This is a genomic window from Caldifarcimen microaerophilum (assembly GCF_055387105.1).
Map to the genome: position 1 here is coordinate 684,396 of NZ_AP038914.1, position 24,458 is coordinate 708,853.

The window sequence follows — 24,458 nt, forward strand, 5'->3', positions numbered from 1 at the left end:
ACGGGTGGAAAGCGTGAGGGGGCATCTGTATACTATGACCGATGCCGTCTCAAAGCGCGCAGCGCGAACTCCGTCGCAGCCGCCGCAACCGGATGATCGCGGGTGTGTGTGGCGGGCTGGGTGAGTATTTTGGCATTGACCCCGTATGGGTGCGCCTTGTGTTTGTTATCCTCATTTTTGCCAACGGTCTGGGCCTCATCCTCTATCCCATCCTCTGGTGGATCATGCCGGAAGAACCGGCGGAAACGGGAGAAGTCACCGTGGGATCCCCTTCGGGCAAACGGCTGATGGGCCTTATCCTGGTGGGGCTGGGGGCTGTGTTCCTTCTTCAGAACCTGGGCCTCATCCGGGTGGACTTTGACCTGGTGTGGCCCGTTCTCCTGATCGTGGCCGGACTGTATCTCCTCTTCTCCGGCTCATCGAACCAGCATCCGCACGGCCACAAAGAGGAGAAACAGGGCAAAGAGGCGGGAGAGGGTTCGGACGGGCAGGGCGTTGGCGATCACGCCTCCCACCCAGGCCCCCAGGAATAACCCCAGCGCAATCAGGAACGCCCCCCTCAGGTGGACGTGGCCGTGACGGTAATAGGTGAGAAATCCAAGAAGTCCCACCGGAAGGAGAAGGGCGCCGAGGGACGTGCCCTGGGCAGTGTGCTGGTCCATATGCATGAGAAACACCAGAGCGGGGATGATGATGAGGCCCCCGCCGATCCCGAAGAGACCCGACAGAACCCCGGCCGTGAGGCCGATGGCAAGGAAAAGCAAGGTTTCCAGACTCATGGTTGCTCCACTCCTCTGAAGGCACGGGTGAGAAAGCCGGTGAAGGCCACCATCTGCTGAACGGGTCGGGACTTTCCTTCCCGCATCAGCCAGTCCCGCTCCAGAATTTCCACCGTCCGGATGCGGATGAAAGCGTGATCTTTCAGGGTGCGTACGGTGCGTTCCGCCTGCTCCACGGTGGGCGACAGCGAGACCCACGTGCCCCCCGGGACCAGGACCTCCCGGAGGACGGGGACCAGATCCCACGGCTGGGGCACGTCCACCAGCACCGCATCCACCGCATTCGGGAGCACCGGGGGGGCTTCCACGAGATCCTGGTGATGGAACCGGACCCGGGACGAAAGGCCCGCCGCCTCCACATTCCGGCGGGCCAGTTTGAAGAAATCTTCCCGGCGTTCAAAGGTGAAGACCTCCCCTTCTTCGCCACACCAGTACGCCAGGGCGAGGGTGGTGGCCCCGGAACCGGAACCCACCTCCAGAACCCGCTTCCCCGGTCCGATGTGGCTGTGGAAAAACGCCCATCCCATATCCTTGGGATACAGGATGGTGGTGGCCCGCTTCACGTGCATCATCCGGTCCGCCACCGTGGGACGCAGGGCCCACAGCGTCACCCCTTTGTGGGTTTTGAGGGGGGTTCCGGGCAGGAGGTTCTCCGGCAACGTGAGATGCCCCACGTGGAGATAAAGGGTTTTTTCGGGCTCATACACGCGGAAAAACTCATATTCCCTTCGGGTCCCCACTCCCCACAGAAGGAGATGTTCACCCGGCTTGAAAGCGTCCACGACGTTCCTCCTGATACCAGGCAAAGTCGTGCCCCACCGGATCGTCCGGGTCCTGGGCGCGCAGGTGCTCCATGATCTCCTCCACCGTCTTCCAGTCCGGCGTTTTCCGGCGCGTCCATCCCATCCGCCGGCTCAGACGGAAGATGTGGGTGTCCAGAGGAATGCACAAGGCACGGGGCGGAATGAAGGTCCAGAGGCCGAGGTCCGGAGGCTCTGGACGAACCATCCACCGGAAGAAGAGGCACCACCGTTTCAGGGCGCTGTTTTTCTCCGGATCCGCCACCAGTGGATGATCCCCCGGAAGGGCGAGTTCCCGATGGATCACCTTCATCACCTCCCGGAGGCGCCGGTGGTCGGGAGGATGGTCGGAAAACCCTTCCCAGGCTCTGCGGGCAAGGGTCCCAAGGCTTCCGTGACGGTTCAGAACTCCGGAAAGACCTGTGAACATCCTGTCCAGATCCCGGGCATCCACGTACCGGTACCGGAAAGACCGGGGAACCCGGACCGTCCCCTGCCGGAGACGCAAGTACGGTGAGGGGGCAAGGAGGTGAAACACCCTTTCCAGCGCATCCAGCATGGCCTTCACGTTCCCGAAGGCAAAAGAAGCGGCGATGAAGGCAGCCACCTCCCGATCCTCCGGGCGTTCGTGGCGCCAGGCAAAACGCACGGGATCGTCCAGATGCTGAAGGTCTTCGACGGTGAAGTATCCCATGGCTCCGAGCAGGGTCTGTGACGCCATAGTATAGGGTTTATCCCGTGGACCGTCGAACCGGAGGACACTGAGGTTCACCCATGAGTTCGGACATTACATTCCCGATCTGGATGAGGAAGTCGAAAATGTCCATGCTCCCCCTCCCCCAGCCCCTCCCACCAGGAGAGGGGAGAAGATACCTTAAGCCGTGGATAGATGGTTACTCCCTCCCCCTTGACGGGGGAGGGTTGGGGTGGGGGTGTCCGAACTTATGTCCGGAGCTCACGGAGGACATACCCCGCGATGATCCTCTTCTTTCCGGGTTCACATAGCGGGAAAAACGTTGTCCGGTCTGTTCCTCCAACCTATGTCCTGGCGGTTTTCCTTCCATAACTCCTCGTTCATCGGTCTCCTGAAGGGGTTGCATCGTCCCAAACCCTGTATCAGAATTTATATGTTGAATGTGTCCATCTAAAGAACAAACCAGGAGCAGACGCTCCGGTTGATTTCGGCACCACGTTCAACGGAACCGAAAGAGTAAAACAGGTCGAACAGGAGGTTCCGTCATGATGGGTGGTATGGCGGTGTGGGTGCTGGTGGGTGCGGTTTACACCCAGATCCTTTATCCGGAGGGAAAGCTCCTGGAGTCCTTTTCCTTCCCGGTGGACGGGGAACGCGTTGTCACCCTTTCCTGGTCTCCTCTCGATTCGGTGCCTGACACCCCACCGGATTCGGTGTTCATCAGCACGGAAGACACGGTGGTCTGGAAACCGCCCTCCGTCCTGGAATGGCTCCAGACTGACGATCGTCTGGTGGTCACCGTGTATCCGTGGTCGGGTTCCTATCGTTACACGGCCATTCAGATCACCTATACTACCGAGCCGGCCCCCCCACCCTTCCCCAAAGTCCCCCTGGAGACGTTTCTCCAGATGGCCCAGCTTCCGGTGAACGTTCCGCCCGAGAACCTGCAGGGTCCTCCCGATCTCGTCCTGGTCACCCCGCCTTTTCTGCTGGGTGCTGCGAAAGATTACGTGAGCGCCCGTCTCTTCACCGGGCATTACACGGTCATCTACACGACGGACTGGATTGACGGTCGCCCCGGTTCCACGCGTCCAGAGCGCATCCGGAACCTCTTCCGGGAGATCCTGAACCGGTGGGGCCGTTTCAGCGCCTTCCTGGTGGGACCGGCGAGCGAACTGCCCGGATTTCCCACCTGGGTTCCCTATAGAGGCAATCCCGCCCATGACCAGTTCCCCACCGACTATTTTTACAGCGCCCTTATGAGTGACGTGCTGGACCGGGACGGCGACGGCTTTCTGGGTGAAAAGGAAGACTCGGTGGACCTTTCGGTGCAGATTCCGGTGGGTCGGCTGGTGGTCAGTGATTCGGCGGCGTTTGCCCGGTATCGGGAGAAAATGTGGGACTGGTGGACGAATCCTCCGAACGTGAACAGCATCCTGAAAAACGTGGCCGAGTTTCCTGAACATGCCTATACGGGCCAGCTCTATGTCAACTATGCCCTTCAGAACCTCGCAGCCCTCATGGACACCACCACGCTGTATGAGGATTCCGATTCCATCGTGAACATTACCCTGGACCTTTTCCGGGACTCTCTGACGGCGCCTCACCGGGCGGTGGTGTCCCTCTTTGATGGATTTTTCAACAAATTCCAGATCAACACCACACCACAGATCGAATTCTGGCGAACGGACGGTGCATTCTTCGACACCACCTCCGCACGGTTTCTGTGGTTTCCCTTCGTCTGTGACGCCGGCGCCTATGACCAGAGCGGGTTGATCCCCGACTACGTTAACCGGCGCGGGGGACCTGTGGGGGCCTGGACGACCGGAAGGTTGAATTTCCCACAGATGTCCCAGTATTTCTACCGCTGGCTCTTTGACCGTCTGGCCCAGAAAACCACCGTGGGGGATGCCGCCCGGTGGGCGCTGAACAACGCGGCCCCCTATGGAGGAACCCTGTTCGCCCGTTATCATCTTCTGGGATTCGTTCTTCACGGGGACCCCCTCCTTCCCCTCTGGATAGGCCCGGTCTCACCGCCCAAAATCGACCCGGCCTATGTGGTTCAGGGGAGTCAGGTGGAGGTGGACGTCCGGTTCTCCTTCCCCGGAGGCGACAGCGGGACGGTGGTGGTCTGGCGACCGGCCACCGGGGAATATCGCCGAACCTTTGTGGTGGGAGAGGGGACCCTGATTTTCACCTTTGATCGGATCGGTGAACCCGACACCCTCTGGGTCGCCGGCGTGGGGAAGTCCAGCCCCCTCGTTATCAACTTTGTGGTGCTCCCCCAGGATAACCGTCCCTACCTTGCCGACCACTGGGTGGAATACACCGCTGCCGGCGGCATTTATGTCCACACCCGGGTGGTGGACCCCGACGGCGAGGGGACCTTCACCGTGTATCCCGCCGAAGGCACCTGGAGCCCCTCTTCGGTCACCCTGACGGATCTCACCACCGACACGGTGATCACCTGGCGCCATGAGGACGGCCCCCTTCCCGCCTTCTACACCTTTGTGGTGGACCAGAAATCCTGGAAAATCTGGGTGGGTGAACCGGAAGCCGCTCCCGAACGCCGCCTCTGGACCGCCCAGCACCGGGATACCCTGGAATGGGTGTATGACCTGGGATCTTCCGGCACCTACCGCCTCCAGCTCACCGGGGCGAACGGAAGTCTCACCCGCACGGGAACGCTTCTGGAAGGCACAGCATACCGCTTTCTCCTCCCCTATGAGCCCCACTCGGGCGAAACCCTTCAGGTTCGGGTTGACCGATACATTTCCCTCCTTCGCACCTGGACGCGGGTGCTGGAGGACACCCTGGTCTGGCAGAGTCCTCCCCCTCCACCCGGACCGGGGGGATTCGTGGCTATTCCCGGAGGGGTGCGGGTTCTGGGGAGCACCCCCGAGGGTGTGCGGGGGCTCCGGATTGCGGGATCGAGCGGGGTGGGCTTCCTCTTTGACGGAACCCTTCCGGCCCAGGTGGGCCTCAACGGGCCTGAATCCCTGTGGCTCTACACCCTGGACTCGGCCCGCATTCTGTCTGCCCCGGCGTTTGCCGGCCTGACCGTTCCGGGACCCGTCAAGCTCTGGGAAGTGGATCTCGGAAACGTTCAACCCCTGTGGGCTCCGGTGGTGCTTTCGGACACCACCGTCCTGATCTGGGACGACGGAGGTCACCTCCATGCCATCATTCCTGAAGGCAAGGAACAGTCCGGCTTTCCCCTTGCCGTTTCGGGGGTTCCCGTTCGGGATCCCGTCGTCTGGGAGCGGGGTGAAACTTTGATGGTGGCCTGGCCCCTCAACGCGGACCTGTTCGTGCTGAAAGCCTGGCCCGGAGGAATCACCTATGGACCGTCGGGACTTCCCGGTCATGTGCGGGTGGTGGGCCTCCCCACTGACAGCGGGGTGACGGTGTTCGCCTTTGCCGGAGACAGACGGGTTTTCCGGTATGACGGCAGCTGGACGGTCGTGGACACCCTGCCCGCCGGGCTTTTGGCTTCCCCGGCCGTGTGGAACGACACCGACGGCCCCGTGCTCGTCCTCCCTCTTTCTGGCGTGGGCCTGGTTCGCTGGGATGGCGAGATCACGGACACCCTTTTCACCGGTGGGGTGGATTTTGTGGCGGCAGGAGATGTGGACACCCTGAGGGCAGGTGAAGAAATCGTCTGGCGGGTGGGTGACACCTTAAGCGACACGCTTTACGTTGGAGGTCGAAATGGAAACGGAATGTTTGAAGTTCTTCACACCTGGTATGGTGCGGGACTTCCCGACACGGTGGTGGGAATTCTGGGAGGTCCGGATCTCTGGCTGTGGAACACCTCCACCGCGGTCCGGGTGAACCTGCTCACCGGAGGCCGGGAGGTCACCGATTTCACCGGAACCGCCACCCTCATCCGTGCCGAAGGTGTGATCGCCGGGGACGGTGTGATCCTGCCCACCGCGGGCAACCGGACCATGGGCGTGAACGTGGACGGGTTTCCGCTGGAGATGGGGGAAATTCAGCACACCCCCTTCGTCCTGGGGAATCTTCTGGTGGCCGCTCTTGGCGACGGACGGGTGGTGGGACTGAAACTCCTGCCCACCGATCCATCCAGCACGTGGTTCACCGGAAGCCATGATGTGTACCGCACCCGAAATCTCTCCACCGCCAATCCCGCGCTGGTGTGGCCTGAAGCCACGTCCGGCGTGGCCACCCGCGGCACCCGCGTGCTCCCTGTCCTCCGCCTTCCCGGACTGATGCGGGCCGGCCAGGTGCTCCTCGTGAACCCCGTGGAAGTGCCCCTCAGCCTCCGCATCTACAACGCCCTGGGACGGAAAGTTCAGACCGTGGAACTGGAACCCCTCGGCACCCGGCCGCTCCGGCTCACCGTTCCCGGGGTGTATTTTGTTCAGGTTCACCCGGAGGGTCAGGTTCGAGTTCGGAGAAAGCTTGTGGTGATCCGATAGTATTTGGAACAAAAATCAGGCAGGAGGGACACGATGTTTGCCGTACCCGTGATCCTGTGGCTGGCCGTCCCACCGGCGTGGTGGGCCACGTTTGGTGAACGTTACCAGACTTACAACGTGAATTCCGTCGCCCAGAGGGAAGGCGTGGCGTTGCTTGCAGGCTACCGGAAGATCACGGATTCCTCCTTCGGCTGGCTTGTCGGACTGGACGATGAACGGGGGGTTCGCTTCGTTCGGGATGTGCCGGAGGTGGGTGTGTTTCACTGGGTGCTTCCCACATCCCGGGGATTTGCGGTGTGGGGTACCCCCAGCTGGTCTGTGTGGGACACCCTCCTGGCCTACACGGTGGATGGGTCGGGCAATCTCTCTCCCCCGGACACCCTGGTGTTCCCTTTCTCCGTCTTTAGAGTCTGGTGGACAAACGAAGATTCTCTCCTCCTCCTCGCCCGTCCGGACAGTGGTCCCTCCTTCCTGGTCTGGTGGGCGGGCCATGCACCCGTGGACACCCTGCCCCTCCCTCCCGGTGTGTACGTGACCCGGGTGGCGGTGCTTTCCGACCGTTCTGTGATGGTTGCAGGCTGGTTTTATGCGCCCGCCGACACGCTGCCCTTCAAAGCCGATGCGTGGATTGGCAGGCTGGATCGGGACGGCACCCTTCTCTGGGCCGACACCCTTTCCACCCCGGAAGTGGACCAGTTCTATGCCGTTTCGCCCACCCACAACCCGGGGTTGATCTGTGCCGCGGGGATGGAAAAACGCGATGGGATGCTTGCCCTCTACACCCTTTCCGGGAACCGGATCGCCACCTATCGGATCGGTGCCCAGCCTGATATCCCTCTGGTTCCCATGCTGGAATGGGGTGAAGCCTGCCGAAAGGAGCGGGAAACCTGGGTATTTCCGGGGTGGAAAAGCCCGGGAGGGTTCCCCGATGCCGATCCCTGGATGGGCGTGGTTCGCCCTTCCGGACGGGTGGATACCGTTTCTCTGGATGAGCCGTGGATTTACACCATCCAGACGTTTCCCCCCCTCCGTCTCCGGCCATGGACCTATGTTTTTGTCCGGAATATCTCGGAAGCCGGTGACTGGATGGTTCGGATCGTGGCCTACCGGGACACCGCCCGGCCCGTTATCGTTCCCCTTACACCGGACACGGTGATGGGTGACACGGTCCTCCTTCAGGTGGCGGCCGTGGACTCCTTTTCCGGTGTGGACACGGTGGAGATCTTTTATCAGACCGAAGGTGATTCGCTCTGGCAGGTGCACACCTGCATCGCGCAGGACACCTGCGGCGTGCCGGTCGTTTTTCCGCCTTCTGCCCGGATCCTTTCCTGGTATGCCCGGGCGGTGGACCAGGTGGGGAATGCACAGACCTCTCCCGACCCAGGGGCCTGGACGGTGGTTCGCGTGGATGTGGCCGAAGGTCCCGCTCCTCTCCCATCGGAGCCCCGGATCCGGCTGATCCCCGGAGGACTGCGTTACCACCTTCCCGAGGGCGCGGTGCTCACGGTGATGGACGTGACCGGACGGGTGGTGGCCCGGGTGGGAGACCGGCGGGAGGGCCGGCTCCGGTTGAAGCCAGGCCCCTATGCCCTTGAGATGGGTGGGGAAATCCGGAAAATCCTGATCCTGCCGTGAAAAAAAAAGCGCGGCGGCGCCACCGGCGCCGCCGCAACTTACCTTCTCACCGGGTTCAGCGGCTTTTCGTGGCCGCCATCTTTTTCCGGCTCTCGATCACCTTCTCCGCAATCTCCCGGGGCACCTCACCGTAGTGGTCGAACTCCATATAGAAGGAGGCCCGACCCTGGGTGATGGAGCGCAGATGGGAGGCATAGCGCAGGAGCTCCGAAAGAGGCACCAGGGCGGTGATGAGCTTGGCACCCCGGCGGTCCTCAATCCCCTGGATGATGCCCCGCCGGCGGTTGATGTCGCCGATCACATCCCCCATATACTCTTCCGGCGTGGTCACCTCCAGGCGCATGATGGGCTCCAGCAGGATGGGCTGCCCCTTCTGAAGGGCCTCCTTCGTGGCGATGGACGCGGCCACCTGGAAGGCGTAGTCCGAGCTGTCCACCTCGTGAGCCGACCCGTCCACCAGCACCGCCTTGATGTCCGTGACCGGATATTTGGCCAGCACCCCCTGTTCCAGGGCCATGCGGAAGCCCTTCTCAATGGAGGGCACGAACTCCCGCGGGATGTTCATCCCCCGCAGGCGCTCCTCAAAGACCACCCCGCTTCCCCGCTCCAAGGGCTCAAATTCCATAATCACATGACCATACTGGCCACGTCCACCCGTCTGACGGATGAACTTGCCCTCGGCGGAAACGGGAACGGAGATGGTCTCCCGATAGGCCACCTTGGGTTCACCGAGATCAATGTGGGTTTTGAACTCCCGGGCCAGCCGGGACTGGATGATCTCCAGATGGAGCTCGCCCATGCCGGAGATCACCGTCTCCCCGGTCTCCTCATCATAGGTCACCCGGAAGGACGGGTCCTCCTCGGCGAGCTTCTGCAGGGAATCAAACAGCCGGTCCTGATCCTTCTGGGTCTTGGGGAAGACCGCGGCGGACACCACCGGCTCAGGCGTTTCAATGGACTCCAGCACCACCGGATAGTCCCGCTCGCACAGGGTGTCACCTGTCCGCACGTTCTTGTAGCCCGCGATCACCCCGATGTCCCCGGCGGCGAGTTCCTCCAGCTCTTCCCGCTTGTCGGCGTGCATCCGAAGGATCCGGGACACCCGCTCCGTCGTGCCCCGAACGGGGTTATACAGGGTCATGCCCGGCTCAATCTTCCCGGAATACACCCGCACAAAGGTGAGTTTCCCCACATAGGGATCGGTGAAAATCTTGAAAGCCAGGGCGGCCAGGGGTCCGTCCTCGGTGGTGGGAAGGGTGACCTCTTCCCCGGTCTCGTGATGCCATCCCTTCACCGGGGGGATATCCAGGGGAGAGGGGAGAAAGTCCACCACCGCATCCAGAAGCGGCTGAACGCCCTTGTTCTTGAAAGCCGATCCCACCAGCACCGGGAAGGCGTCCAGGTTCAGGGTCACCCGGCGGATGGCCTGACGGATCTCCTCTTCGGTGAAGTCCTCGCCCTCAATGTATTTTTCCATCATTTCCTCATCGAACTCTGCCAGGGTCTCGATCATCTCTTCCCGGGCTTTGAGGGCCGTTTCCCGATATTCTTCCGGAATCTCCATCACCTCAAACTCGGCGCCCAGGTGATCCTTCTCCCAGATGATGGCTTTCATCTGGATGAGGTCAATCACGCCTTTGAAGGTTTCTTCCTCACCGACGGGGAGTTGAATCACCAGGGGCACCACACCCAGCCGATCCCGAATGGACTGGAGGGAGTGTTCAAAACTGGCCCCCAGTTTGTCCATTTTGTTGATAAAGATAATCCGGGGGACCCGGTATTTGTCTGCCTGACGCCACACCGTTTCGGACTGGGGTTCCACACCGGAGGAAGCCTCCAGAATGGTGATGGCACCGTCCAGCACCCGGAGACTCCGCTCCACCTCGATGGTGAAGTCCACGTGTCCCGGCGTGTCCACGATGTTGATCATATGCCCCCGCCAGAAACAGGCGGTCGTGGCAGCCGTGATGGTGATGCCCCGTTGACGCTCTTCGGGCATCCAGTCCATCGTGGCTTCCCCTTCGTGGACCTCGCCGATTTTGTGGGTCCGTCCTGTGTAGAACAGGATACGCTCGGTGGTGGTCGTTTTGCCCGCATCGATGTGGGCAATGATTCCGATGTTCCTGACCTTTTCAAGCGGCCACCGGCTCACAATTTCACCTCCTGAAACCTTCTGGGTTTCAACGTTTGGTTTGGGGTACACACCAACCCTTTCAGGAAGGGTTCAAGCGCTGGAAACCTACCCCCATATTCTTGTGTTGTGCGTGAAGTATACACGATGAGGAAAGGCCTGTCAAATGGTCATGCTCTGATTCCCGGACCCGTCTCAGGTGTCCCGTGGTTGCCCTGTGTGGACCCGTCCGGTCATCCCCCGATCGTACAATATTCGACAATGAACCAAAAGGGGCGATCACAGGGACCGGGCGACTTCCCGGGTAAGGCGATCGGCCCGGCGGATGGGTTCGGGAAGGCGAAAACGGGGAGCCAGGCGTAGGACCCATTCCACCGCCTCCTCGAGCGTTACCCGGTGACCGACGGACACATACACCGGCTTCACCCCCGTCCGGGTCCGGACGACCGCCCCCTTCTCCTCCATCCACACCGACCCCCGTTCCCGTCCGGGCATCCCCTGCGGCCGCACCAGGGGCGATTTGGCCACCCCCACCGTGGGCTGGTCCACAAGAAGGCCAAAGTGGGCGGCCACACCGAAATCCCGGGGGTGCCAGATCCCCTGCCCATCCACCAGAAAGAGATCCACCGGCGTCGAAAGCCTTTTCACCGCACGCCGGAGGACGGGAAGCTCCCGGAAGGAAAGGAGCCCGGGGATATAGGGAAAACACACCGGCATCACCTCCGTGACCGTCTCCAGCACCTCAAGTCCGGGAAAACGCATCACCACAATGCCGCCCACCATCTGGCGGGAGGGGCGGTGATAGGACACGTCCACCCCGGCGACCGTCCGCACCGGACGGATGAGGGGTGTCAGACGCACCCGGGAAGCAAGGCGGCGCTGGAGGGCCTGGAGACGGCGAACGTCACGGACGAACCGCACGATAAAGCACCACCGTTTCCAGGGTGAGGGCCGTGGAGCGAACCTCCCGAAATCCTGCCTCCTGAAGCTCGCTCCGGATCACCCGCGGGGGCGGGAACGCGGCGATGGAATCGCCCAGATACCGGTAGGCGTCCACCACCTCCTCTCCCGCCACGAGACGGACAAGCACGGGGGCGATGCGGCGCAGATAAAAGAGATACAGCGGACCCCACACCGGCAGGCGGGGGGTGTTGAACTCCAGGATGTGGAGGCGTCCGCCGGGTCGGAGCACCCGGAAAAATTCACGGAAGGCCTGCCTTCGATCGGGAAAATTCCGGATACCGAAGGCCACGGTGATGAAGTCCACAGCGCGGTCCCTCACGGGAAGGTGAAGGGCATCCCCCTGGACAAAGGCACCCGGACGAAGGCGACGGCCCAGAAGAAGGGGAGCGCGGGCCACATCCAGCCCCACCGCCAGACGGACCCCCGGACGGATCATGAGCCGTTCGGTGGACTCCCCGGTTCCCGCCGCCACGTCCAGACCCACGCCGGTGAGCTCCCGCACCATGTGATAGCGCCACCAGGCGTCCAGACGGAAGGAGAGGAGATGGTTGAACCGATCATAGACGTGGGAAATGCCTTCAAACATCCACCGGGTACTCACGGGATGCCTCCAGATGGCGGGCGAGCACCTCCTCACCCCGGATCACCTGTCCAGGCCAGGGGGTGGAGGACACCGGCAGACGAACATCCACCACCGTTGCGGAATCCGGAATCATGGCGAGGAAGTCCGGCTCGGGTTCGACCACCGAGCACCAGAACAGAACGTCCACAGATCCCAGAAACTCCTGGAGCGGACGAACGGGATGGAAGGTCAGGCTGAACACGTCAAATAGTTTCTGCGTATCAATGGGGGCCCGCCGGGTGATCAGGCGAACCTTCCGGGCACCGGCCCGTCGGGCCGCATACACCGCACTCCGTCCGGTGTGCCCGCTTCCCACCACCCCCACCACCCGATTCTTCATCGGAACCATCGAGAAAAGCGCCCGCCACAGGGGATGCACCCCCACAAAGCCCTCCCGCGTCCGGAGCAGCATGCTCACGGAACGAATATCCACCGTTTCCTGATCCAGATGGACGAGATGGGGCAGCATCCGGATGCCATAGGGAGGGAGGAGGACCACCCGATCATAGGGGAGAGCCCGGAACACCTCCTGAAGGTGGCGGAGATCCCGAACCTCGTGGAGGGTGATCGTTTCCCCCTCCCGAATCTCCAGTCTCCCTTTCCCTTCGTCCAGAACGCCCAGGGGATGGGAAAGCGGAACAGGGCGTGGCGAAAGCAGAAGGGGGTTCACCGGAATTTCCTCTCCAGATAGGGGAGCCAGCGCTCCCGGAGTTCCTTTTCGATGAGTCCCGCCACCCACCGGTATTGCGTGATGGGCTGACCGATGGGATCGGGCATGTCATAGGAAGCAAAACGGCGAACTTTGCCCTTTCCTCCGAGTTCCTCCACCGCCCGGACGTGCTCGCCCGTCATGGCCAGGATGAGGTCTGCCCAGGCGATCCATTCCGGAGTGAGCTGGTGAGACATGTGGGAAAACGCAATCTCGCGCTCCTTCAGGACCGTGACCACCTCCGGAGCAATGGATGCGCCCTCCAGGGCAAAGGTCCCGGCCGAGTCCACCTCCACGGGCAGCCCCCGTTCCCGCACCCAGGCGGCAAGCATTCCGTGGGCCAGAGGACTCCGGCAGGTGTTGCCGGTGCACAGGAAAAGAACGCGCAGGGGACGATTCACCCCCCACCGGATCTCTTCCCCCAGCACGTCTTCCAGAGCAAAAACGCCCACCGGCCCTGGACGGAGAAGACGAGGAGGGGAGGTGGTACAGTCCAGCACGGTGGAGGGCATGCCCCCCGGAGACTCGCCGGGGAGAACACCTCCGAGCTGCTGGAGAAGGTCTGAAGGAAGATCTTCGGGTTTTCGGGCAGGGGGCTCTCCGCTCCGGTTGGCGCTTGTGGAGGCAAGCCCCTCCGGGAAAGCCTCCAGGAGCTCCTGAGGAAAGGGAGGCGCGGGGTGACGAACACCCAGAGTTCCCCGATGGGTAAGGCCATCCGGGTATGCTTCCGCCGGAACCACCAGGGTGAGAGGGCCCGGCCAGAAAGCCTGTGCGAGACGGAGGGCGCAGGGGCAGGTCCTGGAAAGAAGATCCGGCAGGTGGGCTGCGGTGGTGAAGAGAATCAGGGGTTTCTCCCGGGGTCGTCCTTTGATCCTGTAGATGGCATCCACCACGTCAGGGGTGGGACGTCCCACCAGCCCCATGACGGTGTCGGTGGGAACGGCGAGAACGTGCCCTTCCCGGAGGATCCGAACGGCTTCCTCAAGGGAAGACAGGCGTTTCATAAAGTGAACTGAAAGCCGAAGATCACGGGGATGGGGGAGCCTTCCAGGGGAAACGCCACCTCCAGGGCCAGACCCGCCGGAGGCCAGGAACCGGTGGCCTGACGGGACATCATCCGGACACCCAGATACAGGGCACGGTAGGTGTGCAGGGCCTCCACGCCAAAGGCCTCGTTGAATTTGGAAAGCCCCGTGGCGGGGGAGTGGGCATAGTCCGGCATCCGGACCATGGCGAATCCCCCATAAATGGAAGAATACCGGGAAGGATCAAAACTGAACAGGAGATCACCCCGCCAGGTGAGGGCGGCGGCCGTGGGGTGATAGCCCAGAAAACCCACGATCATGCCGTTGAGGGCCGAAGGAAGGACATGTCCCAGCCACTGAAAGCGGAGGGTGGGCCCCAGCCCCTCTCCGAAACTTCCCCGCAAGCCCCCGTCCAGACCGGGGCCGATGCCATACAGGAGATGCCCGCCGAAATTGGGCAGACCATACACCGTTCCTTCGGACTCGGCTTTGTTGCGGTCCTGGCGGGTAGCGTAGAGGGGGTAGTTCACGAAGAACCCCCACTCCGAATGGCCGGGAGCCACGGCGCGGGCGGTCTGAAAGGTGCCGAAAAAGCAGGCGGTTTGAAGAAGAAAGGGGAGGAGAAGGAGGGCACGGAGAAGGGAGCCCGCGGGCGGACTCGAACCGCCGACCTCGTCCTTACCAAGGACGCGCTCTGCCTCCTGAGCTACGCGGGCCCTCCGAAGCAAACCGTGTCTGAAATCCATTCGTGTCCCGGAAGATGGAGCGGGCGACGGGACTCGAACCCGCAACCCCCAGCTTGGAAGGCTGGTGCTCTACCATTGAGCTACGCCCGCAGAAAAAAACGTGGGAGGGGGAGGATTCGAACCCCCGAAGGCGAACGCCACCGGGTTTACAGCCCGGCCCCTTTGGCCGCTTGGGTACCCTCCCACGTCGTTGCCAAAGATCCTTGTGTTCAAGCTGGCGGAGGGATTCGAACCCCCGACCGGCGGATTACAAATCCGCTGCTCTACCCCTGAGCTACGCCAGCCTGTGCCCTGTTGGGCGGAGGGTATTGTACAGGGACGCCCTGAAACTGTCAACGACGGATGTACAGACCTCCGGACATGAGTTCGGACACCCCTACCACATGTGCCCCGAACATGAAGAGTATTCCCTGAACTGGCGGGGTCCCCAACCAGTTTCCTCCGGAAACTGGTGAGGGTGTCTTCTCCCCTCCCCTGGTGGGAGAGGCTGGGGGGAGGGGCATGGGCATCTTCGATTTCCTTATCCAGGTCGGAACCGTAATGTCCGAACTCATGGATGGACCTCAGATTCCTCAAAAAATTGCGGGTTCACGGGAGAGCGTGTATAATTGAGCCAAACCAACGAGAAGGAGGAGATGTGGTATGGCCCTGAACAAGGACAGGAAACGGGTGATCGTCCAGGAGTGGGCAAAACACGACAAGGACACGGGTTCCACGGAAGTCCAGATCGCGCTCCTCACCGCCCGCATCCGGGAGATCACCGAACACCTCAAGGCTCATCCCAAAGATGTCCATTCCCGCTATGGGCTCACGAAACTCGTGTCCCGGCGGAAGAAACTCCTGAAATACCTGCGCCGCACCGACTTCCAGAAATATCAGGAAGTCCTTCGCAAGCTGGGTCTTCGGGGATGAGGGCCATCGAAGTGTCCCGCGAGATCGCGGGACGTTCCCTGAAACTGACCACGGGCAAGGTTGCCCGCCAGGCCCATGGGGCCGTGCTCGCCCAGTATGGTGACACGGTGGTGCTGGCCACCGCCGTGTGGAAACGGGCATCCACCCCCATGGGATTTCTTCCCCTCCTTGTGGAATACCGAGAACAGACCTTCGCAGCCGGCAAAATTCCCGGGGGATTCCTCAAGCGGGAAGGGCGTCCCAAGGACCGGGAAATCCTGATCGGACGCGCCATCGATCGGGCCCTTCGTCCCCTGTTCCCCGAAGGGATGATGGACGAAGTGGAGATCGTGGTGCAGCTTCTTTCCTATGACCTGGAGAACGAGCCCCATTTCCTGGGCATCCTGGCCGCTTCCAGCGCCCTGATGGTGTCGGAAATCCCCTTTGAGGGACCTGTGGCGGCCGTTCGCCTGGGCTATCGGGACGGGCATCCCACCCTGAACCCCACCAACTCGGAGATTTCCTCGTCCCGGTTTGATCTCCTGGTCGCAGGGCGGGATCCCGGAACGGTAAGCATGATTGAGTTCACAGGCTCTGAGGTGGAGGAAGACGCCCTCCTGGAAGCCCTGGAGTTCGCCCAGGAACCCCTTGAGACCCTCCGGGACATGCAGGAAGAGCTCGCATCCCGGGTGGGGGTGAGCAAGGCCGAACCCACCCGCATCGAGATTCCGGATGCCCTCTTCAACGCTGTACGGGAGCGGGCAGAGGAGCAGATCCGCGGTCTTTTCGGGATCCCCGGCAAGGTAGAACGTGAGTCCGCCCTGTTCGCCCTGGAGGATACGGTGGTCCAGGAGCTTCTGGAGACCTTTCCCGACGAGGTGGCCATCCGGGCCGCGCTCTATAAGCTCGAAAAAAGCATCTTCCGGGAGAGGGTGTTCGCCGGCGAGCGGATGGATGGCCGTTCTCCGGAGGCCATCCGCCCCATTGACATTGAGGTGGGGATTCTTCCCCGCACCCACGGTTCGGCCCTGTTCACCCGGGGCGAAACCCAGGCCCTGGTGGTGACCACCTTAGGGACCGCCGAGGACGTTCAGCGGATGGGAGAACTGGATCCGGAAGAGTTCAAGCGCTTCATGCTTCACTATAACTTTCCGCCCTTTTCCACCCGGGAGGTCAAGCCCCTCCGGGGACCCTCCCGCCGGGAAATCGGTCACGGCGCCCTCGCCGAAAAGTCTGTGGCTCCCCTGATTCCGGATGAGGAGGCCTTCCCCTACACCATCCGGGTGGTCTCGGAAATCCTGGAGTCCAATGGCTCGTCTTCCATGGCCACGGTGTGCGGTGCCTCCCTGTCCCTGATGGACGCGGGGGTTCCCATCCGGAGTGCAGTGGCCGGCATCTCCATCGGGCTGGTGGCCGATGAATCCCGGCACATCCTGCTCACCGATATCATCGGGGCAGAAGACCACTACGGGGAAATGGACTTCAAGGTGGCCGGGACCCGGAAGGGCATCACCGGCATCCAGCTGGACCTGAAACGCACAGGGCTTCCCCTCTCCTGGGTGAAGGAGGCCCTGGAACGGGCAAACGAAGCCCGGCACCACATTCTGGACATCATGGACCGGGTTCTCCCTGAACCCCGGAAGGAGGTGTCCAAACACGCTCCCAAGGTGGTGGCCATCACCATCCCGAGAGAAAAAATCGGCGAGGTGATCGGTCCCGGCGGGCGGACCATCCGGAAAATTCTGGAAGAGACCGGAACCAAAATCGACATTGAAGACACCACCGGGCGGGTCACCATTGCAGGTCCCACCTATGAATCCGTGGAGGAAGCCCGTCGCCGGATTGAGGAGATCACCACGGAGGTGGAGGTGGGGTCCACCTTCATGGGGAAGGTGGTGCGCATTGAACCCTATGGGGCCTTTGTGGAAATCAAGCCCGGAAAGGTCGGGCTCCTTCACATCTCCGAGCTTGCCCCCCACCGGGTGAACCGGGTGGAGGATGTGCTCAAACTCGGGGACGAGGTGCTGGTGAAGGTGATCGATGTGGACCCGCAAGGGGGGAAATTCAAGCTCTCCCGCAAGGCGGTGCTGCAGTCCGGGGTCAAAATCCGCCGTCGCAAGCCTGCTTCGTCCTGACGGGGCCGGATCCGGAGCAAGACGTGGCGGGTGGGTGGTCGTTCGCGTTCTTCCTGGTGTGGGGGGTGGTGCTGGTCGTGGGAGGATGGATCTTTCGCCGCCATCTCCCTGATCTCGCCCTCCACACCCTGAGCCTCCTGTTGCTCCTTCCCGCATGGTCCCCTCCAGAACGGTCCTCCCGGCCCACTCCGGCCCTGCTGGTGGACGTCTCCCGAAGCATGGACACGCCCTCCAAACGGGCGTTTGTGGACGAAGCCCTCCGGATCTTCCGCAACCGGTATCCCGGGGCTCCCGTTTTTGCTTTTGCGGAACGGACGGTCCCCTATGACCGGCGAGACCATCTCCGGGGATGGCCCACCCGTCCTCCCCGGGCAGAAGGCCCGGCCCTCCTCCTCACGGACGGACAGTGGGACGAAGGGTGGGCACGGTTTTCCGATCCCGTCTGGCCCTGGATTCCCGAAGAGGCCCCCACCGACCGCATCACCATGGAACTTCCCCTCACCGCCTCTCCCGGCCCCGTGAGCGTCCACCTGGTGACCCCGGAACCGGGGACCCTTCAGGTCGGAACCTCCAGACGGGCGGTCTTCGCCGGAACCACCACGGTGCGCGTACGGCTCTCTCCGGGATTCCACCGGACCCGATTCGCCACCCCTTCGGACACCGTCCGGCGGGGGGTGCTGGTTCGTGCGCAGGGGATCCGTGTGGGGATCTATGTCCGCAGGCCCCATCCCGATGCAGGGGCCCTGCGCCGGATGCTTCGCGAGCTCGGTATGGAACCTGTGGGGGTCTTTCAGGACCGTCTGCTCCTGGACGATCGAGTGGAAGAGGGGCCTCCTCCCGAAGTGTGGGGATGGTTTGTGCTCGACCCGCCTTCCATCACCCTCCCCGGGATGTGGACCGTTTCGATGGATCGGGCCCTCACCGGCGTCCGATGGTCTCCCCATCCCGTGTTCTCCGGGCTTCTTCGGGCAAGCTTTCCGGGACCGGCACCGGATTCGCTGGGGCTCGTTCCGCAGGGAGAGGCCACCTATGCCTGGACACTGGGCAACGTGTTCCGGATGGCTCTCCGGGAGCCTGACAGCTTCAAGGCCCATCTCGAGGGCATCCTGAACGCCATGCGCGCCCGCCATCCCCGCCTCCAGATCTATGCCCTCACCGACGAGGTGGTGATCCCCGACACGGCGCGGTTCTGGGTGGAGGTGATGCCCCCCTCCACACCGGTGGGGTTTTCCCTCCCCGCCCGCGCGCTGGAACCGGGGTTGTATGAGGTGACCTTTCCCGTCCCGGACACCGGATGGGTGGACACCCTCCTGACCCTTCGCGTGGGCGAAGACACCCTCCTCCGGAGGCTCCGGGTTCGGGGGGTGGTGCGGGAAGAGCAGCCCACTGAAACCTACGATGTGGCCCTGCTTGAAGCCATCGCCCGTGCATCGGGCGGAGACGTGATTCGGGGAACGGTCCTTCCGGATCTTCCCCTCCCGGTTCGATCCACACCCTGGCCGCGATGGCCTTTCTTGCTCCTTGCGGGGCTTGCCCTCATCGCCCGCTGGGGGGTGCAGTACCGAACCGGTCGAACATGAAGGATGTAGACATGAGCACAACCATGCATTTCGGCGCGACCACCAGCGCCTATCAGGTGGAAGGGTGGAACGTGTTTGCCGACTGGTGGATGGAGGAACAGAACGGACGTCTCCCCCTTTCCCTGGAAGCGGCAGATCACTGGAACCGGTGGGAAGAGGACTTTCTTCTCATGGCCAGCGCGGGCTTCACGGCTTACCGGTTTTCCATCTCCTGGCCCCGGGTGGAACCCCAGGAGGGACGATGGGACGTTCGGGCGCTCGAACGGTACCGCCGGATGCTGGAGCGCCTCCATGAATTAACGATCACGCCCGTGGTCACCCTCCACCATTTCGTGAACCCCTACTGGTTCTATCGCCAGGGGGGGTGGCTCCGACCGGAGGCCCCGTTCGCCTTCCAGAAATACGTCCGGGTGGTCCTCCAGCATCTGGGGGACCTCGCGTCCATCTGGATCACCTTCAACGAACCGGTGGTATATGCCTATCACGGCTTTCTGGAGGGGATCTGGCCCCCCTTTCTCCGGAGTCTCCGGAAAACCTATCGCGTTCTCCGGCACATCCTCCTGGCCCACGAACTCGCCACCCAGGTGATCCGGGAATACTGTCCGGACGCACGGGTGGGGATCGCCAAGCACCTGATTGACTTCCGGCCGGCAGGACGGGGGCTTTCGGAAAAGGTGGCCTCTCGGGTTCACCGGATGTTCAACCAGGACGTGCTGGACATCCTGGTCACGGGAACGATGCGCATGCCCTATGGGCGGGAGGACCTGGGAAAAACGCTGGATTTCATCGGGGTCAATTATTACATGACCCGGACCCTCCGGTTTTCCCTGCGCGCCTTCACCCGCTTTTTCGCCCAGGAGGTCCCCACCGAAAGCCTCTATCCCAACACCATGGGCTGGTCCATGGACGCCTCCGGACTGGAAGGGGTTTTGCGCTTCGCGGCCTCCTATGGTCTCCCCCTCTGGATCACGGAAAACGGCATCGCCACCGCCGAGGGGCACGAGGATCCCGTTCGGGAGACCTTCATCCGGGACCACCTGCAGGTGGTTCGCCGGATGCGGGACGAGGGGCTTCCCGTGGAAGGCTATCTGTACTGGTCCCTTCTGGACAACTACGAGTGGGCGGAAGGCTTTGAGAAACGTTTTGGCCTGGTGGAGGTGGACTACACCACCCTGGAACGCCGGCCCCGAACGAGTTTCATGGCCTATCCCCGTCTGGTTCAGGACATCGTGGGGGCATGATCGGGTCGTCCTTTCCCCCTGCCGATCTCCGATCCCGCGTGCTCTTCCTCGTGGACGGATTTCTCCGGGAAGGGGATCGGGTGGTGGTGGCCTTTTCGGGAGGCGCCGACTCCACCTTTCTCCTCTGGATGGCCTATCACCTCGCGAAACTCCGGGGGATTCGCCCCGTGGCCGCCTATCTCAACCACGGCCAGCGCCCGGACGCACCTCATGAGGAGGCCCACGTGCGCAGGGTTCTGGAGTCCTGGGGATATCCCCGGGTTCTGGGGCGACTGCGAAAGAAAGTGGAGCGGAATCCCGAACATGAACTCCGGCGCATCCGGTACCGGTTCCTGGAGGGTGTGCGCCGGCGTTTCGGGGCCCGGTGGGTTCTCACCGCCCACACCGCCGACGATATGGTGGAGACTCTCCTCCTCCAGCTTGCCCGGGGCGGTGGGGGCTGGATGACGGGCATTCCTCTTGTCCGGCGGCGGGTGCTCCGTCCCCTCCTCCTCCTCACCCGCAGGGAGATCCGGGAAGCGCTGGAAAATGCGGGATTTCCCTGGTATGAGGACCCTTCCAACCGGGATCCCCGGTTCTTCCGGAACCGGATCCGGCAGGTTATGGACCTCTTCCCTTCTCTTCTCCCGGCCACCCGGCAGGCCCTCCTTCGTCAGCGGTTTCTCCGGGCGCTGGAGGGTCGGGGAGGGCTCGCCCTCACCCGGGCGATACGTCCCACCTTCCCCGGAAGCCTTCGCCTTGACAGGACGGTGCTTGCAGGCTATGATAAGGCGCAGATCGCCCTGGCCCTTTCCTCTCGATTTCCCCGGGTGGGGAGGGCGTTCTGGTTTGCGTGGGTGGTGGAGAAGGGAATGGGCCACGGGCAGCATGGAGGTTATGATCTCTGGATGGATGCGAAAGAAGTGTGGGTGGGCCGTGCCCGCGCGCTGGGGTCCCGGGTGGTGACGCCGGGACGTCACGTGTTTCCCGAAGCCAATCTGGTGCTGGACCTTCGTCCGGATGCCCGGGGTGTGATCCCCGAAGGGGCGCTGGAGATCCGGGGGGTCGAGCGGGGAGACCGGATGGGGGAGAAGCGGGTGGCCACCCTCCTGAAAGCCCGGGAAATCCCCCGGTGGGCCTGGCCCCTGTGGCCCGTGGTGGCCCGCGGGCATGACGTGGTCTGGATGCTCGGGGCCGAACCTCGTTATCGTGGCCCTGGATACACGGTTGAGGTGAAGAAACATGAACCGGAAGATTTCGGGATACCTGATCTCACCGGAAGCCCTGAATAAGCGGGTAAAGGAGCTTGCCGAAGAAATCCGGCGGGACTATGCCGGACGCTCTCCCGTGCTGGTGGGGGTGTTGAAAGGATCCTTCATTTTTCTTGCCGATCTCGTGCGTCATCTCGGTGATCTGGACGTGCGCATCGATTTTCTCGCCGTGTCCAGCTATGGGGCGGCCACCGAATCCTCCGGCGAAGTCCAGATCCTGAAGGACATCACCCTCCCGGTGGAGGGAGAAGACGTCATCCTGGTGGAGGACATTGTGGACACGGGCCTCACCCTGCGGTATCTCTGGGATCTCTTCCAGCAGCGCCATCCCCGGAGCCTCAAAATCTGCGTGCTCCTGGACAAGAAAGAACGCCGGCAGGTGGAGATTCCCGTACACTACGTGGGATTTGAGATCCCGGACCGTTTCGTGGTGGGATATGGCCTGGACTGGGCGGAGCGGTTCCGCCATCTCCCGGGGATCGCTTTCGTGGAGGAGGAACAATGAACAACACCTTTGTCCGGACCATGCTCCTCTGGATGTTCGTCTTCCTGGGCGCTCTTCTTCTTCTGGAACTGGTGTCGTCCGATCGGTTCCGGACGGTGGAGATTCCCTTTTCCCAGTTCTACACGTATGTGCAGGAAGGCCAGGTGGCCTCGGTCACCTTTGAGGACAACCTGATCCGGGGGAAATTCCGGGAACCGGTGAAAACGTCCCGGGGGTCCTTTGAGCAGTTCCGGACCACCCTTCCCATCCCCATGCCCTCCCTGGTGGACACCCTGCTCGCCCGGGGCGTGGTGGTGAAAGCCCGGACGCCCAGTCCCTGGTGGCAGATCTTTGTGAACTGGACCCCCTGGATCGTGTTCCTGCTTTTCTTCTGGTTCTTCTTCATCCGGCAGATGCAGGCGGGGCCCCGGGATGCCCTGCGATTCGGACAGAGCCGGGCGAGGATCTATGTGGAAAACCGGCCCCAGGTGACCTTCCAGGATGTGGCCGACGCCGAAGAGGCCAAAGAAGAACTCCAGGAAGTGATCGAATTCCTGAAAAATCCCGAAAAATACCGCCGGATCGGCGCCCGGATTCCCAAGGGGGTCCTCCTGGTGGGACCGCCCGGAACGGGCAAAACCCTGATGGCCCGCGCGGTGGCGGGGGAAGCCGGTGTGGCCTTCCTCTCCATCAGCGGTTCGGAATTCGTGGAGCTCTTTGTGGGCGTGGGCGCGGCCCGGGTTCGGGATCTCTTTGATCAGGCCCGCAAGCACGCCCCGGCCATCATCTTTATCGACGAGCTGGACGCGGTGGGCAGACTCCGGGGAGCGGGTCTCGGAGGAGGACACGACGAACGGGAGCAAACCCTGAACCAGCTTCTCGTGGAGATGGACGGATTTGACACGTCGGCAGGCATCATCGTCCTGGCTGCCACCAACCGTCCGGACGTCCTGGACCCGGCCCTGCTCCGTCCCGGCCGGTTTGACCGGATGGTGGTGGTGGACCGCCCGGACGTGGACGGAAGGCTGGCCATCCTGAAAATTCACGCCCGCAACGTGGTTCTCGCCCCCGACGTGGATCTGGAAGCCATCGCCCGGGCGACCCCTGGCTTTTCCGGCGCGGATCTTGCCAATCTGGTGAACGAGGCCGCCATCATCGCGGCCCGAAAAGGGAAAGAACAGGTGGAACAGGAAGATCTTCTGGAAGCCAAGGACAAGGTGAGCCTGGGGAAAGCCCGGAAGAGCCTGGCCCTCTCGGAAGAAGAGAAGAAGCGCATCGCCTATCACGAGGCGGGGCATGCGGTGGTGTCCCGCTTTGTCCCCAACGCGGACCCCATTGAGAAGGTGAGCATCATCCCCCGGGGCATGGCCCTGGGGGTCACCCAGTCCCTCCCGGAGGAGGACCGCCACATCTACACGTACAGTTATCTGATGGATACCATGGCGGTGATGCTGGGCGGCTATACGGCCGAGCGCATCGTGTTCAACGAGGTGTCCACGGGCGCCCAGAACGACATCGAACGGGTCACGGAGCTGGCCCGGCGCATGGTCACCACCTGGGGAATGTCGGAGGAACTGGGACCGGTGGCTTTCGGGAAGGAAGAGGGGGCGGTGTTTCTGGGTCGGGAACTGGGGGTGCGCAAAACCTTCTCGGAACGGATCGCCGAACGGATTGATCTTGAAATCCAGCGCCTGGTGAAAGAGGCCCTCCACCGGGCCGAGACCATTCTCCGGGAACACCTCTCTGGCCTCCACGCCCTGGCGCAGGCCCTGCTGGAGAAAGAAACCGTGATGGGAGACGAGGTGGACCGGATCCTGGGGCTTGCCCCCCAGACGGATGAGATCCCCGCATGACCTTTGCCCTCCCCTTTCTGGACGGATGGTTCCTCCGGGGCGCCCTGGGCGAAACCGGACGGCTCCGGCATCTCCGGCTTGTTCGGGATGCAGGTCCGAAAGCGCCGGATAACCCTCCGGCGTGGTGGGGGGCCTTCTCCGAAGGCATGGCAAGGTACGTTCAGGGGAAACCGGTGGATTTCCGCCTGGTTCCCCTTGCCTGGGAAGAGGTCACTCCCTATGCCCGGAAGGTGCTCTCCCTTCTCCGGGACCATGCGGGCTGGGGGGAGGCCCTCACCTATGGGGATCTTGCCCGCCTGGCCGGGGGGTCCCCCCGATCGGTGGGGCAGGTGATGCGCCGGAATCCCTGGGTGATCGTGGTGCCCTGCCACCGGGTGGTGGCCACCCGGGGCCCAGGGGGGTATGCCTATGGCACTGACGTCAAACGGTTGCTTCTTGAGCTGGAGCGGGGAACACCCGCCCGAACCGGGAGGTGATC

Annotated in this window: 20 protein-coding genes and 4 tRNA genes; 11 read left to right on the top strand and 13 right to left on the bottom strand. The window is 62.7% G+C overall.

From position 1 onward, the window contains the following. Positions 1-41: 41 nt before the first annotated feature. Positions 42-533: a PspC domain-containing protein gene (locus tag AC6HU3_RS03240; RefSeq protein WP_497474616.1), complete on the top strand. Its 492-nt coding sequence runs from the start codon at positions 42-44 to the stop codon at positions 531-533. Here AC6HU3_RS03240 and AC6HU3_RS03245 read toward each other — a convergent pair. The 3 genes from AC6HU3_RS03245 to AC6HU3_RS03255 are packed head-to-tail and all read right to left on the bottom strand — an operon-like array spanning position 417 to position 2,300. Next, positions 417-779 (bottom strand): TSUP family transporter, encoded by a 363-nt coding sequence (locus AC6HU3_RS03245; RefSeq protein ID WP_497474617.1) that lies wholly within the window; start codon positions 777-779, stop codon positions 417-419. The two genes, AC6HU3_RS03240 and AC6HU3_RS03245, sit on opposite strands and share 117 nt — an antisense overlap. Further along, entirely contained in the window at positions 776-1,561 is a 786-nt protein-coding gene (locus AC6HU3_RS03250; RefSeq protein ID WP_497474618.1) for a tRNA (adenine-N1)-methyltransferase, read from the bottom strand. The genes AC6HU3_RS03245 and AC6HU3_RS03250 overlap by 4 nt, the downstream gene beginning before the upstream one ends. After that, positions 1,539-2,300, bottom strand: a complete 762-nt coding sequence (locus AC6HU3_RS03255; RefSeq protein WP_497474620.1) for a TIGR02757 family protein — start codon at positions 2,298-2,300, stop codon at positions 1,539-1,541. The genes AC6HU3_RS03250 and AC6HU3_RS03255 overlap by 23 nt, the downstream gene beginning before the upstream one ends. A 518-nt stretch (positions 2,301-2,818) precedes the next feature. Between AC6HU3_RS03255 and AC6HU3_RS03260 the strand changes: the two genes are divergently transcribed. Then, on the top strand, positions 2,819-6,715 hold the full coding sequence (locus tag AC6HU3_RS03260) for a C25 family cysteine peptidase (protein WP_497474622.1): 3,897 nt from the start codon (positions 2,819-2,821) through the stop codon (positions 6,713-6,715). Between the two features lie 33 nt (positions 6,716-6,748). Then, on the top strand, positions 6,749-8,350 hold the full coding sequence (locus tag AC6HU3_RS03265; RefSeq protein ID WP_497474624.1) for a hypothetical protein: 1,602 nt from the start codon (positions 6,749-6,751) through the stop codon (positions 8,348-8,350). A 55-nt stretch (positions 8,351-8,405) separates the two neighbouring features. On the opposite strand, the gene fusA is transcribed toward AC6HU3_RS03265, so the two are convergent. The 10 genes from fusA to AC6HU3_RS03315 form a co-directional block, all read right to left on the bottom strand. Then, entirely contained in the window at positions 8,406-10,505 is a 2,100-nt protein-coding gene (fusA, locus tag AC6HU3_RS03270; RefSeq protein ID WP_497536280.1) for an elongation factor G, read from the bottom strand. A 255-nt stretch (positions 10,506-10,760) separates the two neighbouring features. Then, the gene (locus AC6HU3_RS03275) at positions 10,761-11,402 is read right to left on the bottom strand and encodes an endonuclease V (protein WP_497474625.1); all 642 of its coding nucleotides are present in this window, start codon (positions 11,400-11,402) and stop codon (positions 10,761-10,763) included. Continuing rightward, positions 11,386-12,045 (bottom strand): ubiquinone/menaquinone biosynthesis methyltransferase, encoded by a 660-nt coding sequence (locus AC6HU3_RS03280; RefSeq protein WP_497474627.1) that lies wholly within the window; start codon positions 12,043-12,045, stop codon positions 11,386-11,388. The genes AC6HU3_RS03275 and AC6HU3_RS03280 overlap by 17 nt, the downstream gene beginning before the upstream one ends. Further along, positions 12,023-12,736, bottom strand: coding sequence for a Rossmann-fold NAD(P)-binding domain-containing protein (locus AC6HU3_RS03285; RefSeq protein ID WP_497474629.1), 714 nt, complete (start codon positions 12,734-12,736; stop codon positions 12,023-12,025). The genes AC6HU3_RS03280 and AC6HU3_RS03285 overlap by 23 nt, the downstream gene beginning before the upstream one ends. After that, positions 12,733-13,779, bottom strand: coding sequence for an L-threonylcarbamoyladenylate synthase (locus AC6HU3_RS03290; protein WP_497474630.1), 1,047 nt, complete (start codon positions 13,777-13,779; stop codon positions 12,733-12,735). The genes AC6HU3_RS03285 and AC6HU3_RS03290 overlap by 4 nt, the downstream gene beginning before the upstream one ends. Beyond that, positions 13,776-14,330 carry a hypothetical protein gene (locus AC6HU3_RS03295; RefSeq protein WP_497474632.1) on the bottom strand — a complete coding sequence of 185 codons (555 nt, stop codon included), beginning with the start codon at positions 14,328-14,330 and terminating at the stop codon, positions 13,776-13,778. Before AC6HU3_RS03295 ends, AC6HU3_RS03290 begins: the two co-directional genes overlap by 4 nt. Positions 14,331-14,443: 113 nt before the next feature. Then, positions 14,444-14,516: transfer RNA gene (locus tag AC6HU3_RS03300), tRNA-Thr, on the bottom strand. A gap of 45 nt (positions 14,517-14,561) precedes the next feature. Next, positions 14,562-14,636: transfer RNA gene (locus AC6HU3_RS03305), tRNA-Gly, on the bottom strand. Positions 14,637-14,647: 11 nt separating this feature from the next. Then, a tRNA-Tyr gene (locus AC6HU3_RS03310) sits at positions 14,648-14,730 on the bottom strand. Between the two features lie 28 nt (positions 14,731-14,758). Beyond that, a tRNA-Thr gene (locus AC6HU3_RS03315) sits at positions 14,759-14,830 on the bottom strand. 358 nt (positions 14,831-15,188) lie between these two features. Here AC6HU3_RS03315 and rpsO point away from each other — a divergent pair. From rpsO to AC6HU3_RS03355, 8 genes are read left to right on the top strand one after another with little or no spacing between them, the layout of a single operon-like run. Next, positions 15,189-15,458, top strand: a complete 270-nt coding sequence (gene rpsO, locus AC6HU3_RS03320; RefSeq protein ID WP_497474634.1) for a 30S ribosomal protein S15 — start codon at positions 15,189-15,191, stop codon at positions 15,456-15,458. Next, on the top strand, positions 15,455-17,572 hold the full coding sequence (locus AC6HU3_RS03325; RefSeq protein ID WP_497474636.1) for a polyribonucleotide nucleotidyltransferase: 2,118 nt from the start codon (positions 15,455-15,457) through the stop codon (positions 17,570-17,572). Before rpsO ends, AC6HU3_RS03325 begins: the two co-directional genes overlap by 4 nt. A 23-nt stretch (positions 17,573-17,595) precedes the next feature. Then, entirely contained in the window at positions 17,596-19,152 is a 1,557-nt protein-coding gene (locus tag AC6HU3_RS03330; protein ID WP_497474638.1) for a hypothetical protein, read from the top strand. 11 nt (positions 19,153-19,163) lie between these two features. Beyond that, positions 19,164-20,393, top strand: a complete 1,230-nt coding sequence (locus AC6HU3_RS03335) for a glycoside hydrolase family 1 protein (protein ID WP_497474640.1) — start codon at positions 19,164-19,166, stop codon at positions 20,391-20,393. Then, positions 20,390-21,664 (top strand): tRNA lysidine(34) synthetase TilS, encoded by a 1,275-nt coding sequence (tilS, locus tag AC6HU3_RS03340; protein WP_497474642.1) that lies wholly within the window; start codon positions 20,390-20,392, stop codon positions 21,662-21,664. The genes AC6HU3_RS03335 and tilS overlap by 4 nt, the downstream gene beginning before the upstream one ends. Beyond that, complete coding sequence (gene hpt / locus AC6HU3_RS03345; RefSeq protein WP_497474644.1) at positions 21,615-22,148, top strand: hypoxanthine phosphoribosyltransferase; 534 nt, start codon at positions 21,615-21,617, stop codon at positions 22,146-22,148. The genes tilS and hpt overlap by 50 nt, the downstream gene beginning before the upstream one ends. Beyond that, complete coding sequence (gene ftsH / locus AC6HU3_RS03350; RefSeq protein WP_497474645.1) at positions 22,145-23,980, top strand: ATP-dependent zinc metalloprotease FtsH; 1,836 nt, start codon at positions 22,145-22,147, stop codon at positions 23,978-23,980. The genes hpt and ftsH overlap by 4 nt, the downstream gene beginning before the upstream one ends. Further along, positions 23,977-24,456, top strand: coding sequence for a methylated-DNA--[protein]-cysteine S-methyltransferase (locus tag AC6HU3_RS03355; protein ID WP_497474647.1), 480 nt, complete (start codon positions 23,977-23,979; stop codon positions 24,454-24,456). Before ftsH ends, AC6HU3_RS03355 begins: the two co-directional genes overlap by 4 nt. The last annotated feature ends 2 nt before the right edge of the window (positions 24,457-24,458 follow it).

What these genes read in the sequence shown, in the direction of transcription:
- AC6HU3_RS03290 (WP_497474630.1), bottom strand. Translation starts at nt 13,779, where the DNA reads ATGAAACGCCTGTCTTCCCTTGAGGAAGCCGTTCGGATCCTCCGGGAA.
- hpt (WP_497474644.1), top strand. Translation starts at nt 21,615, where the DNA reads ATGAACCGGAAGATTTCGGGATACCTGATCTCACCGGAAGCCCTGAAT.
- AC6HU3_RS03255 (WP_497474620.1), bottom strand. Translation starts at nt 2,300, where the DNA reads ATGGCGTCACAGACCCTGCTCGGAGCCATGGGATACTTCACCGTCGAA.
- AC6HU3_RS03245 (WP_497474617.1), bottom strand. Translation starts at nt 779, where the DNA reads ATGAGTCTGGAAACCTTGCTTTTCCTTGCCATCGGCCTCACGGCCGGG.
- ftsH (WP_497474645.1), top strand. Translation starts at nt 22,145, where the DNA reads ATGAACAACACCTTTGTCCGGACCATGCTCCTCTGGATGTTCGTCTTC.
- tilS (WP_497474642.1), top strand. Translation starts at nt 20,390, where the DNA reads ATGATCGGGTCGTCCTTTCCCCCTGCCGATCTCCGATCCCGCGTGCTC.
- AC6HU3_RS03260 (WP_497474622.1), top strand. Translation starts at nt 2,819, where the DNA reads ATGATGGGTGGTATGGCGGTGTGGGTGCTGGTGGGTGCGGTTTACACC.
- AC6HU3_RS03325 (WP_497474636.1), top strand. Translation starts at nt 15,455, where the DNA reads ATGAGGGCCATCGAAGTGTCCCGCGAGATCGCGGGACGTTCCCTGAAA.
- AC6HU3_RS03240 (WP_497474616.1), top strand. Translation starts at nt 42, where the DNA reads ATGCCGTCTCAAAGCGCGCAGCGCGAACTCCGTCGCAGCCGCCGCAAC.
- rpsO (WP_497474634.1), top strand. Translation starts at nt 15,189, where the DNA reads ATGGCCCTGAACAAGGACAGGAAACGGGTGATCGTCCAGGAGTGGGCA.
- AC6HU3_RS03265 (WP_497474624.1), top strand. Translation starts at nt 6,749, where the DNA reads ATGTTTGCCGTACCCGTGATCCTGTGGCTGGCCGTCCCACCGGCGTGG.
- AC6HU3_RS03355 (WP_497474647.1), top strand. Translation starts at nt 23,977, where the DNA reads ATGACCTTTGCCCTCCCCTTTCTGGACGGATGGTTCCTCCGGGGCGCC.
- AC6HU3_RS03335 (WP_497474640.1), top strand. Translation starts at nt 19,164, where the DNA reads ATGAGCACAACCATGCATTTCGGCGCGACCACCAGCGCCTATCAGGTG.